This is a genomic window from Limnohabitans sp. T6-20 (assembly GCF_003063505.1).
Classification (GTDB): Bacteria; Pseudomonadota; Gammaproteobacteria; order Burkholderiales; family Burkholderiaceae_C; genus Limnohabitans_A.
This window is the reverse complement of record NZ_NERW01000001.1, coordinates 617,229-631,876: the sequence shown is the minus strand read 5'-3', so window position 1 is coordinate 631,876 and position 14,648 is coordinate 617,229. Positions and strand designations below refer to the sequence as shown.

14 protein-coding genes are annotated in these 14,648 nt (G+C 60.4%); 10 read left to right on the top strand and 4 right to left on the bottom strand.

The window, feature by feature from the left end; genetic code table 11:
• Positions 1-3 precede the first annotated feature (3 nt).
• Positions 4-477, top strand: a complete 474-nt coding sequence (locus B9Z33_RS03015) for an Lrp/AsnC ligand binding domain-containing protein (RefSeq protein WP_108286117.1) — start codon at positions 4-6, stop codon at positions 475-477.
• Between the two features lie 23 nt (positions 478-500).
• Complete coding sequence (locus B9Z33_RS03010; protein WP_108286116.1) at positions 501-890, top strand: thiol-disulfide oxidoreductase DCC family protein; 390 nt, start codon at positions 501-503, stop codon at positions 888-890.
• Positions 891-902: 12 nt separating this feature from the next.
• Here B9Z33_RS03010 and B9Z33_RS03005 read toward each other — a convergent pair whose 3' ends face one another.
• Positions 903-2,210 (bottom strand): leucine-rich repeat-containing protein kinase family protein, encoded by a 1,308-nt coding sequence (locus B9Z33_RS03005; RefSeq protein ID WP_108285517.1) that lies wholly within the window; start codon positions 2,208-2,210, stop codon positions 903-905.
• 12 nt (positions 2,211-2,222) lie between these two features.
• Positions 2,223-2,642 carry an Lrp/AsnC family transcriptional regulator gene (locus B9Z33_RS03000; protein ID WP_108285516.1) on the bottom strand — a complete coding sequence of 140 codons (420 nt, stop codon included), beginning with the start codon at positions 2,640-2,642 and terminating at the stop codon, positions 2,223-2,225.
• A gap of 143 nt (positions 2,643-2,785) precedes the next feature.
• Between B9Z33_RS03000 and B9Z33_RS02995 the strand changes: the two genes are divergently transcribed.
• Together B9Z33_RS02995 and B9Z33_RS02990 are read left to right on the top strand one after the other, a co-directional pair.
• The gene (locus tag B9Z33_RS02995; RefSeq protein WP_108285515.1) at positions 2,786-3,889 is read left to right on the top strand and encodes an ornithine cyclodeaminase; all 1,104 of its coding nucleotides are present in this window, start codon (positions 2,786-2,788) and stop codon (positions 3,887-3,889) included.
• Positions 3,890-3,941: 52 nt separating this feature from the next.
• Positions 3,942-4,904 (top strand): delta(1)-pyrroline-2-carboxylate reductase family protein, encoded by a 963-nt coding sequence (locus tag B9Z33_RS02990; protein ID WP_108285514.1) that lies wholly within the window; start codon positions 3,942-3,944, stop codon positions 4,902-4,904.
• A gap of 12 nt (positions 4,905-4,916) precedes the next feature.
• Here the strand turns inward: B9Z33_RS02990 and B9Z33_RS02985 are convergent, their stop codons facing one another.
• Positions 4,917-5,819: a LysR substrate-binding domain-containing protein gene (locus B9Z33_RS02985; RefSeq protein WP_108285513.1), complete on the bottom strand. Its 903-nt coding sequence runs from the start codon at positions 5,817-5,819 to the stop codon at positions 4,917-4,919.
• 116 nt (positions 5,820-5,935) lie between these two features.
• Between B9Z33_RS02985 and B9Z33_RS02980 the strand changes: the two genes are divergently transcribed.
• The 3 genes from B9Z33_RS02980 to B9Z33_RS02970 are packed head-to-tail and all read left to right on the top strand — an operon-like array spanning position 5,936 to position 9,544.
• On the top strand, positions 5,936-6,922 hold the full coding sequence (locus tag B9Z33_RS02980) for a tripartite tricarboxylate transporter substrate binding protein (RefSeq protein WP_108286115.1): 987 nt from the start codon (positions 5,936-5,938) through the stop codon (positions 6,920-6,922).
• Entirely contained in the window at positions 6,919-8,109 is a 1,191-nt protein-coding gene (locus B9Z33_RS02975; protein ID WP_108285512.1) for a M20 aminoacylase family protein, read from the top strand. Before B9Z33_RS02980 ends, B9Z33_RS02975 begins: the two co-directional genes overlap by 4 nt.
• A gap of 13 nt (positions 8,110-8,122) precedes the next feature.
• Positions 8,123-9,544, top strand: coding sequence for an amidase (locus tag B9Z33_RS02970; RefSeq protein WP_108285511.1), 1,422 nt, complete (start codon positions 8,123-8,125; stop codon positions 9,542-9,544).
• 10 nt (positions 9,545-9,554) lie between these two features.
• Here B9Z33_RS02970 and gap read toward each other — a convergent pair whose 3' ends face one another.
• Positions 9,555-10,553 (bottom strand): type I glyceraldehyde-3-phosphate dehydrogenase, encoded by a 999-nt coding sequence (gene gap, locus B9Z33_RS02965; RefSeq protein ID WP_108285510.1) that lies wholly within the window; start codon positions 10,551-10,553, stop codon positions 9,555-9,557.
• A gap of 552 nt (positions 10,554-11,105) precedes the next feature.
• On the opposite strand from gap, the gene B9Z33_RS02960 reads away from it, so the two are divergent.
• From B9Z33_RS02960 to B9Z33_RS02950, 3 genes are read left to right on the top strand one after another with little or no spacing between them, the layout of a single operon-like run.
• Positions 11,106-12,635, top strand: a complete 1,530-nt coding sequence (locus B9Z33_RS02960; protein WP_108285509.1) for an NAD(P)/FAD-dependent oxidoreductase — start codon at positions 11,106-11,108, stop codon at positions 12,633-12,635.
• A 24-nt stretch (positions 12,636-12,659) separates the two neighbouring features.
• Positions 12,660-13,574 carry an SDR family NAD(P)-dependent oxidoreductase gene (locus B9Z33_RS02955; protein WP_108285508.1) on the top strand — a complete coding sequence of 305 codons (915 nt, stop codon included), beginning with the start codon at positions 12,660-12,662 and terminating at the stop codon, positions 13,572-13,574.
• Between the two features lie 45 nt (positions 13,575-13,619).
• The gene (locus tag B9Z33_RS02950; RefSeq protein WP_108285507.1) at positions 13,620-14,606 is read left to right on the top strand and encodes a tripartite tricarboxylate transporter substrate binding protein; all 987 of its coding nucleotides are present in this window, start codon (positions 13,620-13,622) and stop codon (positions 14,604-14,606) included.
• Positions 14,607-14,648 lie beyond the last annotated feature (42 nt).

Below are 14,648 nucleotides of genomic sequence, written 5' to 3'. Positions count from 1 at the left end.
GGCATGAGCACCGAAACGCCAGACATTGACCGCACCGACCGCCGCATCCTGGACCTGCTGCAGCGCGACGGCCGCATCAGCAACCTCAAGCTCGCCGAAGCCGTGTCGCTCTCGCCCACGGCGGTGCTGGCGCGGGTGCAGCGGCTCACGCGCGAGGGCTTCATCCTGGGCTACGAGGCGCGGCTGAATCCGCTCAAACTGGGCGCAGGGATGATGGTGTTTGTGGAGGTGCTGCTCGACCGCACCAGCCCCAATGTGTTCGACCAGTTCAAGGCGGCGGTGCAGGTGCGCCCCGAGATCATGGAGTGCCACATGGTGGCCGGGGGCTTTGACTACCTGCTCAAAACCCGCGCTGCCGACATGAACGCCTACCGCGAATTTGCGGGCACCGTGCTCTGGCAGCTGCCTGGCGTGCGCGAGACGCGCACTTATGCGGTGATGGAAGAAGTCAAAAACACCACCGCGCTGGCCCTGTGAGCGCGCCATCTCCATCGTTCTCCCTGATCGTCGTCTTTGACGCGCAGTGCCTGCTGTGCAACGGTTGGGTGCAGTTTCTCCTCAAACACGACCACCGGGGCGTTTTCCGTTTCGCGGCCATACAAGGCACCACCGGGCAGGCTTTGTTGCACCAAGCGGGTTTGCAGGTCGAGGGGCTGCAAACCCTGTTGCTGGTTGATGGCCGCCGCAGTTGGCAGCACACGGCTGCCATTTTGCGCATCCTGCACCATCTGGGTTGGCCGTGGCGTGCCGCATGGCTGGGTGGTTTGGTGCCTGCGTTTTTGCGCGATGCGTTGTACCGCTTGCTGGCTCGCCACCGTTACTGGATTTTTGGACGCACAGAGAGTTGTATGGTCCCACCGTCCGACATGGCCATCCGATTTCTGGATTGAGCGCCGTCTGACTCAAACTGCCAAGTGAGTGAGCAAGACCTGACACTGCCGAGCCACTTCGGCCATGGTGGGTCGCTCATCAGGGACGGGGCGTAGGCAGACTTCAGCGAGTGCACGAAGCGCATGGCTGCCTGATGCGGGAGCGTGTGTGGCCAGCTCTTCCAGCAAACAGCCCATGGCCCGCACTTCGAGCGCGAACAAGCGTTGGCACAGTTCTGGGTGGTCACCGGGCAAGCGGGTGGCCGCGCCCAAGTCGCCCAGTCGCGCTTGACCGTGCACCGGGTCGATCAGAATGTTGTGGGCATACAGGTCCCCGTGCATCACGCCGCGTGCATGCAAATGCGCCACGGCTCCCGCCACGTCGCTGGCGATTTGCAAGGCCATGGGCGCAGTCAGCGTAAAACCTAGCGGATACACGTCGCGCGTGCAGGTTTGCAAACTTGGTGGCCCCGCCAAGTTGGTGTACCCTGCCGGGATCAGCGGCATCAGCAAACCTTGCGCTTGCGCGGGGTGCTCGGTCAGCCGGGCCACGGGCGTGGTGAGCGTGGGGTGTTGGCCTGCAGCCAGGCAAGCGGCCAGTTCGTCTTCGGGCAAGCCATCGCTGGTGACCGCCCCTTTGAACAGCTTGAGCGCCAGCGGCTGCGGCCAGCCAGCTGCTTTCACATGGTGGATGTGACCCGAAGCGCCCTCGCCCAACAAAGCCCCCAGTGTCAGGGCATGCCAAGGCACTTCGGGCAGGGCCGTCTCGCTCGCCCAAGCCCAATCCATGGCATTGCCCGCCAGAGCCAGCCACGCCAGGCGCGGCAGTTCCGTCAGCCAGTCGGGCACGTGCTCCAGGCGGTTGGCCGAGATGCGCAGCAACTCCAGTTTGTGCGCCGCTTGCAGGCTGCTCGGCAAAGCCGTGAGTTGGTTGCCCGCCAGCATCAGCTTTTGCAGGGCTGGGCGTTCGCCCAGTTCGGTGGGCAAATGGCCGATGGCGTTGTCGGTCAGCGTCAACCAGCGCAAGGCAGGCGGCAGCGCGGCGGCAGGCACATGGGCAATGCGGTTGGCCTTGAAGCCGACCATCTGCAAAGCCGGGCAGTCACCCAGCACTTCTGGCAGCACGGTGAAGTCGTTGTCTGACGCAAACAGCACCTGCAGTTTGTGCAGGCGTGGCAGCTGGTGCGGTAAAGCGCGCAAACGGTTGCCGCTCAGGTTGAGCACTTCCAGCGTGTCGGCCAAGCCGAAAACTTCTTCCGGCAGCTCAATCAAATCACACGACAGATCGAGGCGGCGTTTGCCCGCCAATGCGCCGCTGCGCAGTTGTTCAAGGGTGTGCATGGGGCCTTGCGCTTAACGGTAAGTCGCCAGATGGATGTTGGTTTCGGTGCTGCGGATACCGCTGATCAGGCGGATGCGCTCCAGCACCTCGGACAGCTCTTTCATCGACGAGGCTTCGATTTCGGCCAGCAAATCCCAGCGGCCATTGGTGTCGTGCAGCGTCACGACGCCGGGCTCTCCCAGCAAGCTGGCAATCACTTGGCGGGTGGTGTTGCCCTCGATCAGCACACCCATCCAGGCCTTGATGCGCTCGGGCTCGGCTTCGGGTCGCAGCTTGATGGTGTAGCCCACGATGACTTGGCTGTCTTCGAGTTTGCGCAGGCGGTTGTTGACGGTGCCGCGCGAGACGCCCAGCTTGTGGGCCAGGTCGGCGATGTTCAGGCGGGCGTTTTGCCGCAGCAGGCCGATGAGGCCTTGGTCGATGTCATCCATGGGGCAAATTGTCATTCAAGACTGTTATTTTGGCAATAAATATAGCAAAACAGGATATTTTTGCCGATTTACATTGCCAATTGACTCCAGGAGACTGCTTGCACCGATAAACCAAGGTCTGAACGACCAGAAACAGCCTGCACATGAACCGCCTGAACAACACCTTCGCCACCCACCCTGCCACGCAACCCCTGTACCTGAGCGCCCCCGATGCGGTGACCCTGGTGCGCCGCTTGGGTCTCAAAAACTGCATCACAGGCATCGTCGTTCACATCCGTGCCGACTTCTTGCGCTGGCTGGACTTTGACAAATCTGCCCGAGTCGCCAACCACTCCCAAGACGGCGTGATTGAGCTGATGCCGATCTCGGACGACACGGCCTACAGCTTCAAATACGTCAACGGCCACCCCAAGAACACAGCCATCGGCTTGTCCACGGTGATGGCCTTTGGCGTGCTGGCCGATGTGGCCACGGGCGCCCCCACGCTGGTCAGCGAGCTGACACTGACCACCGCAATGCGCACCGCCGCCACGTCTGCGCTGGCCGCCCAAACCCTGGCCCGCCCGAACAGCCGCGTGATGGCGCTGATCGGCAACGGTGCGCAAAGCGAGTTCCAGGCCATCGCCTTTCAGCATCTGCTGGGTATCGACACGCTGCGCCTGTTTGACATCGACCCGCAAGCCACCGCCAAGCTGGTGGCCAATCTGAGCAGCAGCGGCCTGAAGCTGCAGGTCTGTGCCAGCACCGCCGAAGCCGTTAAGGGTGCCGACATTGTGACTACCGTGACCGCTGACAAAGCCTGCGCCACCATCGTCAGCGCCGACATGCTGGCGCCCGGCATGCACATCAACGCCGTGGGCGGTGACTGCCCCGGCAAGACCGAGCTGGCCGCTGGCGTGCTCGCTGCCGCCAAGGTGTTTGTGGAGTTCACACCCCAAACCCGCGTCGAAGGCGACATCCAGCAAATGCCCGCCGACTTTGCCGTGACCGAGTTGTGGGAGGTGCTGAGTGGCACGCGCACCGGCCGCGACAACGACGACCAGATCACGGTGTTTGATTCGGTGGGCTTTGCCCTGGAAGACTTTTCGGCCCTGCGCTTCATGCACGAGGCGGCGTTGGCACAGGGCTTGGGTGAACGCCTGGCGCTGATCCCGCACATGGCCGACCCGAAGAACCTGTTTGGCACTTTGCTGCAGACCACGGTCAAGCCAGCGCTTCGTCAGGGCAGCTCGGCGGTCTGTGCCTGAAGCTTCAGGGGTGCAAAATCTAGGGCACACGCCACCCAGACAACCCTTGCCCATGCCCCACGCCCAATCTGCCGTTTTCGGCCCCAAACAAACCGCCGCTGCATTGCCTTACGCCGTGTTGGCCCGTGAAATCGAGGCCCTGCTGCAAGACCCGAGCGTGTCTGTGCCGCCGCGCATCGTGCAAGCCTTGCACGGCGGTGGCAGCCTGTTCGTGATGCCAGCGGCCGATGCCCGCGTGGCGATCACCAAGCTCATCAGCTTCATCCCCACCAACGCCCAGCGCGGCCTGCCCACCATCCAGGGTGACATCGTGGTGTTCGACGTGCAGACGGGCCAACGCATGGCCCTGCTCGATGGCCCCACGGTCACGGCACGGCGCACCGCGGCGGTGTCCTTGCTTGCTGCGCAAAAACTGGCCCCACGCCGCGACGGCCCGATGCTGATCGTGGGTGCGGGCGTTCAAGGCCAGGCGCATCTCGAAGCGTTTCACGAAGGGTTGGGCGTGCAGGAGTTTTGGGTGGCCTCGCGCAGTGCCAGCAGCGCCGATGCCCTGGTGGCGCACGCCCAAGCTTTGGGGCTGAAGGCCAAACGCATTGAGGATCCGAACTCGGCTTTGGCCGATTGCCCGCTGGTCGTCAGCACCACACCTGCGCAACAGGTGGTGCTGACCGCCCTGCCGCGCAGCGATGCTTTTGTGGCCGCCGTGGGTGCATTCACGCCCCGCATGGTGGAGTGGTCAGCCGAGGTTTGCCAACACCTGGCCCAAACAGGCACCTTGGTGGTGGACACGCGCGATGCCGACCACGAAGCCGGTGATTTGTTACAAGCGGGCATCGATGTCAGCGCTTTGCCCACGCTCGCCGATGTGGTGGGTCAGACGGCCGTGTGGCAGCGTGCCATCCACCAAACCCCAGGCTCAAGACAAGGCCCGGTTTTTTTCAAGAGCTGTGGGTGGGGTGGCTGGGATTTGGCGGCTGCGCGTTGCACGGCCAGCGTGCTCATGCCCTTGCGTTGATTCGTGCGCCATTCAGCGCTTTGCATGTGCATGGATCGCATCGGTCAGGCATCGCGCAAAGTAAGCGGCTGCGGGTGTCAACGGCACATCGGGCTGTGACAGCAAGACCAGCTCGATGTCCGGCGGGCGCATGCTCAGCAGTGACAACTCCACCAAACCGTGGCCTTCGGGCTGGGCTAGCAACGGAGCGGGCATCACACTCAGGGCTTCGGTTTGGCGGATCAAAGCCATCGCCGCCATCGCGTCACAGCGGGTGATTTGGCTGGGCGGTTGCACACCAGCTTGCTTGAACATGGCCAACAGCCCCTCGTCCAGCCCTTGCGAAAACGGGCCCGGCATGACCCACTCCAGCGCGGCCAGCTTGGCAGCCGTGGGCTGGCGCAACACCGGGTGGCCTGCACGCACCACCAGTTTCTGCTGGTCCTTTTGCAAACGTGTGCACTGAAACTCTTGCGGCGTCACATCGCCACTGTCGGCCACGATGGCAAAGTCCACCGTGCCGTCACGCAAACCGGGCAACACCCTTGCCACCAGGCCCTCAATCAGGCGCAACTGAATGCGCGGGTAGCGCTTGCGAAACCACAAAAAGGCCTCGCCCAACACCGTGAGCATCAGGTAAGGCGTGAGCGCCACCCGCACTGTGCCTTCTTGGTCGCCCTGGGCCTGTTGCAATTCGTCATGCGCCAGCGCCATCTGGCGCATCACCAGCTGGGCGCGTGCGTGCAGGCGCTGCCCCGCGTCGGTCAGTACGATGCCCCTTGATTTGCGGATCAACAAGGCCACCCCCGTGTCTTCTTCCAGCAAGCGCAAAGACTTGGTCAGGGCCGCCTGGGTCAGGTGCAATTCGCGTGCGGCTGCGCGGATGCTGCCGTGCTCGACCGCCGCCACCAGGGCCTGGAGTTGGTGCAGTTTCATGGATACGCAGTTTAATCCAGTGACAACCTGTGGTTGTCATGAAGAAAATTGACAGTCTTTCGGTTGTCCCATGCCGGGTCTAGCATCGCGCCATCATTTTGAAGATGGAGACACGCATGAAACTGCTCAAACCCTTGGGCCTGCTGCTGAGCATGGCCATGGCTGCCAGCGCACCCGCTCAGGCACAAAACTTCCCCAGCAAGCCCGTGACACTCATGGTGCCGTATCCGGCGGGTGGCCTGTCTGACCTCATTGCTCGCAAGGTCAACGTGGCGCTGTCGGCTGAACTCAAGCAGCCGGTCATCATCGAAAACCTGGGCGGTGCAGGCGGTGCCATCGCGGCCCAAAAAGTCCTGAGCGCCCCAGCCGATGGGTATTACCTGTTTCAAGGCTCCCCCAATGAATTGATCCTGGCCCCGCTGGCCATGAAAGCGGTCAAACACAAGCCCGAAGACTTTCGCCTGATCCAGCGCATGGCCTTGGCCCCGATGGCCATCGTGGCCAGCTCGAAATTCCCGGCCAACAACGCGCAAGAGATGGTGGCCGAGATCGTCAAACGCGCCAAGGCGGGCAACCCCGTCAACTACGCCAGCGTGGGCACCGGCAGCTTCTACCATTTGCTGGGTGAAGAAATGGCCAAAAAGATCGGCGTTGACATGCTGCATGTGCCCTACAAAGGCGGCGGCCCCATCCTGCAAGACCTGTTGGGCGGTCAGATCGACCTGTTCATTACGCCTTATGGCGCCCCCCATGTGGCCATGGCCAAAGAGGGCAAAACTAAATTTCTGGCCGCACTTTCACCCCAGCCGCAACGCCTGATTCCGGATGTGCCCACGGTGGATCAAGCCAAAGCACTCAAAGGTTTCTACTACACCATCAGCAGTGGCTACTACGTCAAAAAAGGCACGCCCGAACCCATCGTCGAGGCCTTGCACCGGGCGCTGACCAAGGTCATGTTCGATGCTGATTTCCGCAACACCATGACCGCCATGGGGCAAGACGTAGGCGAAGCCTTGCGCCTGGATCAGACCGCGCAGGTGTATGCCGATGAGGTCAAGCTCTACCAAGGCATTGCCAAGTCCATCAAGCTGGAAGCCCAATGAGCGTGCTGCACGCCCTGCAAACGCGTGCGGCCCCTTTTGTGGCGCTGCGCCACGATTTGCACCGCCACCCCGAGCTGGGCCTGCAGGAATTTCGCACCTCGCAGCTGCTGGCTGATCAGTTGCAAAGCTGGGGTTACACCGTCACGCGCGGCCTGGCGATCACCGGCTTGGTGGCTCAGTTGCAGCGCGGCAGCGGCAGCAAACGCCTAGGCCTGCGAGCCGACATGGACGCACTGCCCATCCACGAGGCCAATGCCTTGGCGCACTGCAGCGTGCACGCCGGCGTGATGCACGCCTGCGGCCATGACGGGCATACCGCCATGCTGATGGCGACCGCGCAATACATCGCGAAAGAGGTCGAATTTTCGGGCACGCTGAACCTGATCTTCCAGCCCGCCGAAGAGCACCCAGGGGGTGCCAAGATCATGATCGAAGAAGGCCTCTTCGAGCGCTTTCCGTGCGATGCGATTTTTGCCGCGCACAACATGCCCGGCGTTCCTGCGGGTCAGCTGGTGTTCATCGAAGGCCCGGCCATGGCCTCCAGCGACGATGTCACCATCACCCTCACGGGGGTGGGTGGACACGGCGCCATGCCACACCGCGCCCAAGACCCCATCGTGGCGGCAGCGGCCATCGTGATCACTTTGCAAACCATCGTCTCGCGCAATGTGGACCCACAGCACACCGCCGTGATTACCGTGGGTTCATTGATCGCGGGGAAAGCCAACAACGTGATCCCCGCCAGCGCCCGGCTGGAGCTGAGCGTGCGATCGCTTGACCGCGAGGTGCGCGACCTGCTGCAAGAACGCATCACCACGCTGGTCACGGCGCAGGCTCAAAGCCTGGGTGTGCAGGCGCACATCGACTACAAGCGCGACTACCCGGTGTTGGTGAACACACCCTGGGAAACCGAGCTGGCCCGCCAAGTGGGCACCGAACTGCTGGGGGCCGAACGCATCACCCGCCAAGGTCGCCCACTCACGGGCAGCGAAGACTTCGCCTTCATGCTGGAACACTGCCCCGGCAGTTATTTCATGATCGGCAATGGCACGGGTGATGGCGCAGGCGAAGGCCAGCCAGCGCACGCGTGCATGGTGCACAACCCCGGTTATGACTTCAACGACGACATCTTGCCCGTGGGCGCGGCCTTCTGGGCTTTGCTGACCCAACGCTACCTGAAAGACTGAAGGAACATTCCCCATGACCACCGAACTCTGGCAACTCAGTGCCACCGAATTGGCCGCACGCATCGCCCGCCGCGAAACCACCGCACGCGCCGCCACCGAGAGTGTGCTGGCCCGCATTGCGGTGGCCAACCCGCAGGTCAATGCCCTGGCCAGCGTCACCCCTGATAAAGCCTTGCAAGCGGCCGATGCCGCCGATGCCGCGCAAGCCCGTGGCGAGCCGCTGGGTGCGCTGCACGGCGTGCCCGTCACCATCAAGGTCAACATCGACGTGCAAGGCGAGGCCACCGATGAGGGCGTGGTCGCGCTGAAAGACAACATCGCCCAAACCGATTCACCGCTTGTCCAGTCGATGCGCCAAGCGGGCGCGATCATCGTGGGCCGCAACAACGCCCCGGCGTTTTCGCTGCGCTGGTTCACCGACAACCAACACCACGGCCGCACGCTCAACCCGTTTGATGCGCGCGTCACCCCCGGTGGCTCCAGCGGCGGGGCCGCGGCTGCCACGGCAATGGGCATGGGCGCCATCGCACACGGCAACGACTATGGCGGCTCGGTCCGTTACCCGGCCTGGGCCTGTGGCGTGGTGGGCTTGCGCACCACGGTGGGCCGCGTGCCGTCCTACAAAGCCAGTGCACCCCATCGCATCATCAGCAACCAGCAAATGTCGGTGCAAGGTCCGCTCACCCGCACGGTGGCCGATGCACGTTTGGCGTTGCAGGTGATGTCACAAGGCTCGCCTTTGGACCCGCAGTGGACACCCGCGCCGCTCGAATGGGCTGATGCCCGCGAGCCCACCCGCGTGGCGGTGTTTCGCAGCTGGGCACATTCGCCCGTTGACCCCACGGCCAGCGCTGCCGTCGACCAGGCAGCCCAGTGGCTGCAAGCCGCAGGCTACACCGTGGAAGAGGTCGAGCCACCGCACTTTGCCGAGGTCTCGGCCATGCAGTTTCATATGGTCATGAACGACATGCGCCGTGCAGGGGAGGCCTTCATGATGGACAAGGGCGACGATGCGCTGCGCACGGCTTTGGGCCATTACATGGCCATCAACCCCACGTGGGATCGCGATCAGTATCTGGAAGCACTGACCCTGCGCTTCAACATCGCCCGCGACTGGGCCGTGTTTTTTGAGCAGTATCCGGTGCTGCTGATGCCCAACTCGTGGGAGCGGCAATTCCCGATCGACGACGACCAGCGTTCAGCCGAGCGCACCGCGCAAATTCTGTTGGCACAAGCCCCCATGCTCAGCACGGCCACACTCGGCCTGCCGGGCCTTTCGGTGCCCACCGGTCTGGTGAACGGCCTGCCCGTGGGGGTGCAAATCGTCAGCACCAAATTCCGCGAAGACCGCATGCTGGCGGCCGGTGAAGTGATTGAGCGTGCTGCCGGGTTTTCGGCGCTGGACTATTTGGTGTCGAAAGAAAAGGTGGCTTGATCCATCCACCTCAGCGCCCGACCACCCGCGCCATCTCCAGGCATTTGTTCGAGTAACCCCACTCGTTGTCGTACCAGGCCACCACCTTGATGAAGGTGCTGTCCAGCGCAATGCCTGCATCGGCGTCAAACACGCTGGTGCAGACTTCGCCGCGGAAGTCGGTCGAGACCACTTTGTCGGTGGTGTAGCCCAGCACACCCTTTAAAGCGCCTTCGCTTTGCGCTTTCATCTCGGCGCAAATTTCGGCATAGGTGGCGGGTGTTTCCAGCTCGGCCGTCAGGTCCACCACCGACACGTCTGACGTGGGAACGCGAAACGCCATGCCCGTCAGCTTGCCTTGGATGGCCGGGATCACCACGCCCACGGCCTTGGCTGCACCGGTGCTGCTGGGGATGATGTTTTCCAGAATGCCGCGACCGCCGCGCCAGTCCTTGTTGCTTGGGCTGTCCACGGTTTTTTGCGTGGCGGTGGCCGCGTGCACGGTGGTCATCAGCCCGCGCTTGATGCCCCACTTGTCATGCAGCACCTTGGTGATGGGGGCCAGCGCATTGGTGGTGCAGCTGGCGTTGCTGATGATGGCTTGGCCTGCGTAAGTGTCGTGGTTCACACCGTACACAAACATAGGCGTGTCGTCTTTCGATGGCGCAGACATCACGACTTTTTTGGCACCTGCAGTCAAGTGCTTGCCTGCGCTGTCTTTGTCGAGGAACAAGCCTGTGGATTCGATCACCACATCGGCACCGACTTCGTTCCATTTCAGATGGGCCGGATCGCGCTCTTGCGTCAGACGGATTTTTTTGCCGTTCACCACCAAGGTGTTGCCCTCCACGGCTACCGTGCCCTTGAAGCGGCCATGCACGCTGTCGTATTGCAGCATGTAGGCCAGGTAATCAGGCTCCAGCAAGTCGTTGATGCCAACGATCTCGATGTCATTGAAGTTCTGCACCGCTGCGCGCAGCACCATGCGGCCGATGCGGCCAAATCCGTTGATACCGATCCTTGTGGTCATGTGGGTCTCACTTTCGTTGGATGTGTCAGAGGCAGCGGCTCCCTTTGTGGGGCAATCGCCGATGTAACCATCGTATGCGAATTTATGAAACTTTGTTACATGATGGGCAGTTGATGTGGGTTTGTTCTGGTTTTGTAACTGGAGTGGAAGTTCCAGATGCGGAACGTCACTGAAGTTGCCAGTTTGCGTCACTCAAGATGCTGATGTTCAGTGACAGCCCCCCATTTTTTGGACTGACAGGGCGTCATCAGTTCTGGTGGTGTCGGCTTGCCTCTACGATTTGGCTACTGATATGGGGCAGTTATTTGGCAGCTAACGACCCAAAGCAGTCCTTCAGCTATTTTTTCAGCGTTGTCATTTCATTGAAAGCGATTGGTCACGCGAAAATTGCAGTGAGGCCTGTTATCGGCACATCCGATCGATTCGATTGATCTATGAGATCCAACTAAAAAACTGGAATTCCTCAGACTGCTCAAACACGACAGTCTTACCCATGCCCTTGCCACCAAACTGAAGTCACAGCAAAAGCTGTACTTCAGCAAGGTTCGCAGCATGATTGAAAACACCCCAAATAAGAAAAATTCAGACAAGGACGCAGAGCAATACGATGTAGTTATTGTTGGTGCCGGTATTTCAGGCATATGCAGTGCTCATGCGTTACGCCAAGCGTTTCCCGAGAAGCAATTTCTGATTTTGGAGTCACTGGAAACATTCGGTGGCACCTGGCACATCCACAACTACCCAGGCACCCGGTCAGACAGTGACCTCTTCACATTCGGTTATGGGTTCAAACCGTGGATCGGCAATCCAATTGCGACCCGGCAGCAGATTCTGGATTACTTGGGCTCCGTGATCGCGGACGCCAATCTGGCACCCCACATCCGTTACAAGCACCGCGTCCGTTCTGCCGATTGGTCAAGCGCATCGAACACTTGGTCTTTGGAGGTCGAGAGCGCTGGAGGTCAGAGACGGATGAACATCCAGACAAATTTTCTCTGGATGTGCCAAGGCTACTACCGCCACAGCCATGGCTATACGCCCGCATGGCCGGGTATGGACCGTTTCAAGGGCCAGGTGATTCACCCGCAAAACTGGCCTGAGGACTTGGATCTCACGGACAAACGCGTCACCGTCATTGGCTCTGGTGCGACAGCGGCCACACTGATCCCCGCCATGGCCGGGCAATGCGCGCATGTCACCATGCTCCAAAGAACGCCGACTTACTTTGCAACGGGTCGCAACAGCGATGCACTGGCCGAAGAGTTGCGCAGCCTGGGCATTGATGAAACGTGGATTCACGAAATCATGCGCCGCAAAGTCGTTCGGGAGCGTGCCGACATCATTGAGAAAGCCAAAAGCCATCCCGATGTGATGAAGAAACACCTGATCGCAGGTGTCAAGGCTTGCCTGCCTGAAGGGTTTGATGTCGATAAACATTTCACCCCGCCCTACAGACCATTTCAGCAAAGGGTGGCTTTTGTGCCTGACGGTGACTTGTTCAAAGCCTTCAGCTCAGGCCAGGCTTCGGTGGTCACCGACCATATCGAGCATTTCGATGACAAGGGCATCCAGCTGAAAAGTGGTGAGCGCGTCGATTGCGATGTCGTCGTCACCGCCACGGGTTTTGAGTTGTCCGTGATGGGAGAAATTCCGTTTTCGGTGGATGGCCAATCTGTCAACTTTGCAGAGACGGTCAGCTACCGAGGGATCATGTTCACCGGTGTTCCCAACATGGCATGGGTTTACGGCTATGGGCGCTACAGCTGGACCTTGCGCGCCGAACTCATTGCCCAATTTGTCTGCAAGTTGTTGCAACACATGCAAGAGCGAAATTTGGCCAGTGTCCAACCGGCCATCCGTGCAGAAGACACCGACATGCAATTGCTGCCGTGGACCGATCTGCAGGACATGAACGCTGGTTATGTCTTGCGCGGCGTTGACCGCATGCCCAAACGCGGCAGCAAACCGGAATGGCAGCACAGCCAGGACTACCTGTATGAAAGCGAAGTCCTGCCGAACGTGGACTTCTCGGATGAGATTTTTGTCTACACGGCTGCAGCCCAACACGCACAGCACGCTTGATCAATCACACCCTGGAAATCAACCATGAAAAACTTCACCGGAAAAGTGGCCGTCATCACGGGCGGTGGCTCGGGCATTGGCAAAGCACTGGCCATGGCCGCCGCCAAGCGCGGCATGAAATTGGCTTTGCTCGACATCCAAGGCGATGCCTTGGCCCAATCTGTGGATGAATTGCACCAGATGGGCGCCGTAGCGTTGGGCATCACCGCCGATGTCTCGGATGCTGCAGCGATGCAAACCGTTGTCGAGCAAATAGAAGCCCATTACGGTGCCATCCATGTGGTCTTCAACAACGCAGGGGTGACATCGTCTGGCCCGGTTTGGGAAAGCACAGAAAAAGACTGGGATTGGCTGCTGGGCATCAACCTCAAAGGCGTGGTCAATGGGGTGCGCAGCTTCACACCCAAAATGCTGGCAGCAGCAGCCTCAGACAAAGCCTACGAGGGCTGCGTGGTCAATACCGCCTCTTTGGCGGGCATCCTGGCAGGCCCGGGCATGGGCATCTACAGTGTCTCCAAGCATGCGGTCGTTGCACTGTCGGAGTGCCTGCACTATGACTTGCAGCTAGTGTCCCCTCAAGTCAGGGCAGCTGTGCTCTGTCCTTCCTATGTCCCTACTGCGATTGGCAATTCCGATCGCAACAGACCTGCGCATCTTCTGAACGAAAAACCACCCACCAAGGCGCAAATGGCTTCCTTAGCGGCCGCGCAGCAAGCCGTGGCGCAGGGAAACATCACTGCGACAGAAGTGGCCGAGATTACTTTCAAGGCCATTGAGCAAGGATGTTTTTACATCTTCCCGAGTCCCGAAGGCCTGGCTTTGTTCAAGCTTCGCTCGGACAACATTCTGAATCAAGTCACACCAGAGTTCCCGTACGAGCTGTTTCCTGCGATGAAAGATCGACGTGACCGCATGCTGGCGGCGCAAGCCAAAACCTGAATTTCCCTGACCTGTTCCAACATACTCAACCAAGGAGACATAACCATGATTCGCTTTTCTCGCCGCTCTGTACATTTCGCAACACTTGCACTCGTTATCGCGGGATTTTGCGCATCCGGCGCAACATTCGCGCAATCAACTTATCCCAACAAGCCCGTCAAAATCGTGTTGCCTTACCCCGCTGGCGGTGGTTCAGACGCCGTGGCTCGGATGATCGCAGACAAGCTGCAACAGGCTTGGGGCCAGCCCGTGGTGGTGGACAACAAACCCGGTGCGTCAGGCATCATCGGCACACAGCAAGTGGTCAGAACGGCGGCCGATGGCTACACCTTGCTGTATCACAACACGGTGCTGATTCAGCAGCCATCCATGATGGAGAAGCTGCCCTACGATCCATTGAAAGACCTGCAGCCTGTTACTGTGACCTTGAAGACCAACAACCTCTTCGTCGTCCCAGCCAGCTCGCCTGCCAAGACGCTCAAGGAGTTCATCGATCTGGCCCGTTCCCAGACTGCGCAAGGCAGCTATGGCAGTTACGGCATCGGCAGCGCAGCGCATTTGAATGGCGAACTGTTCAAGCAACAAACCGGGCTGGATTTGACGCATGTAGCTTTCCAGGGTTCGGCTCCGATGATCACCAACCTGATTGGCAATCAGCTGCCCAGCGCATTCATCGATATTCCTTCGGCACTGCCGCACATGAAAAACTTGCGGCCTCTGGCTGTTGCGGGCACCCAACGTCCCCCGGAGTTGTCGAATGTCCCCACTTTCACGGAGCTGGGTTACAAATCATTTGAGCCCATGGGCTGGCACGGACTGTTTTTGCCAGCCGGCACGCCCAGCACCATTGCACAGAAGATCAGCAAAGACGTGAATGCCGTCCTGCAAATGCCTGACGTGCAGGCACGCCTGAAAGCCATGGGAGTGGCGCCTGGTGGTGGTACGCCTGAAGAGTTTGCACAGGTGATCAAGACCGACGCAGCCATTTACGCAGACATCACAAAAGCTGCCAATATCCGTATCACGCAGTGATGAATGCAATCATGCAGCGATTCACCACTGCATCGCTGTATG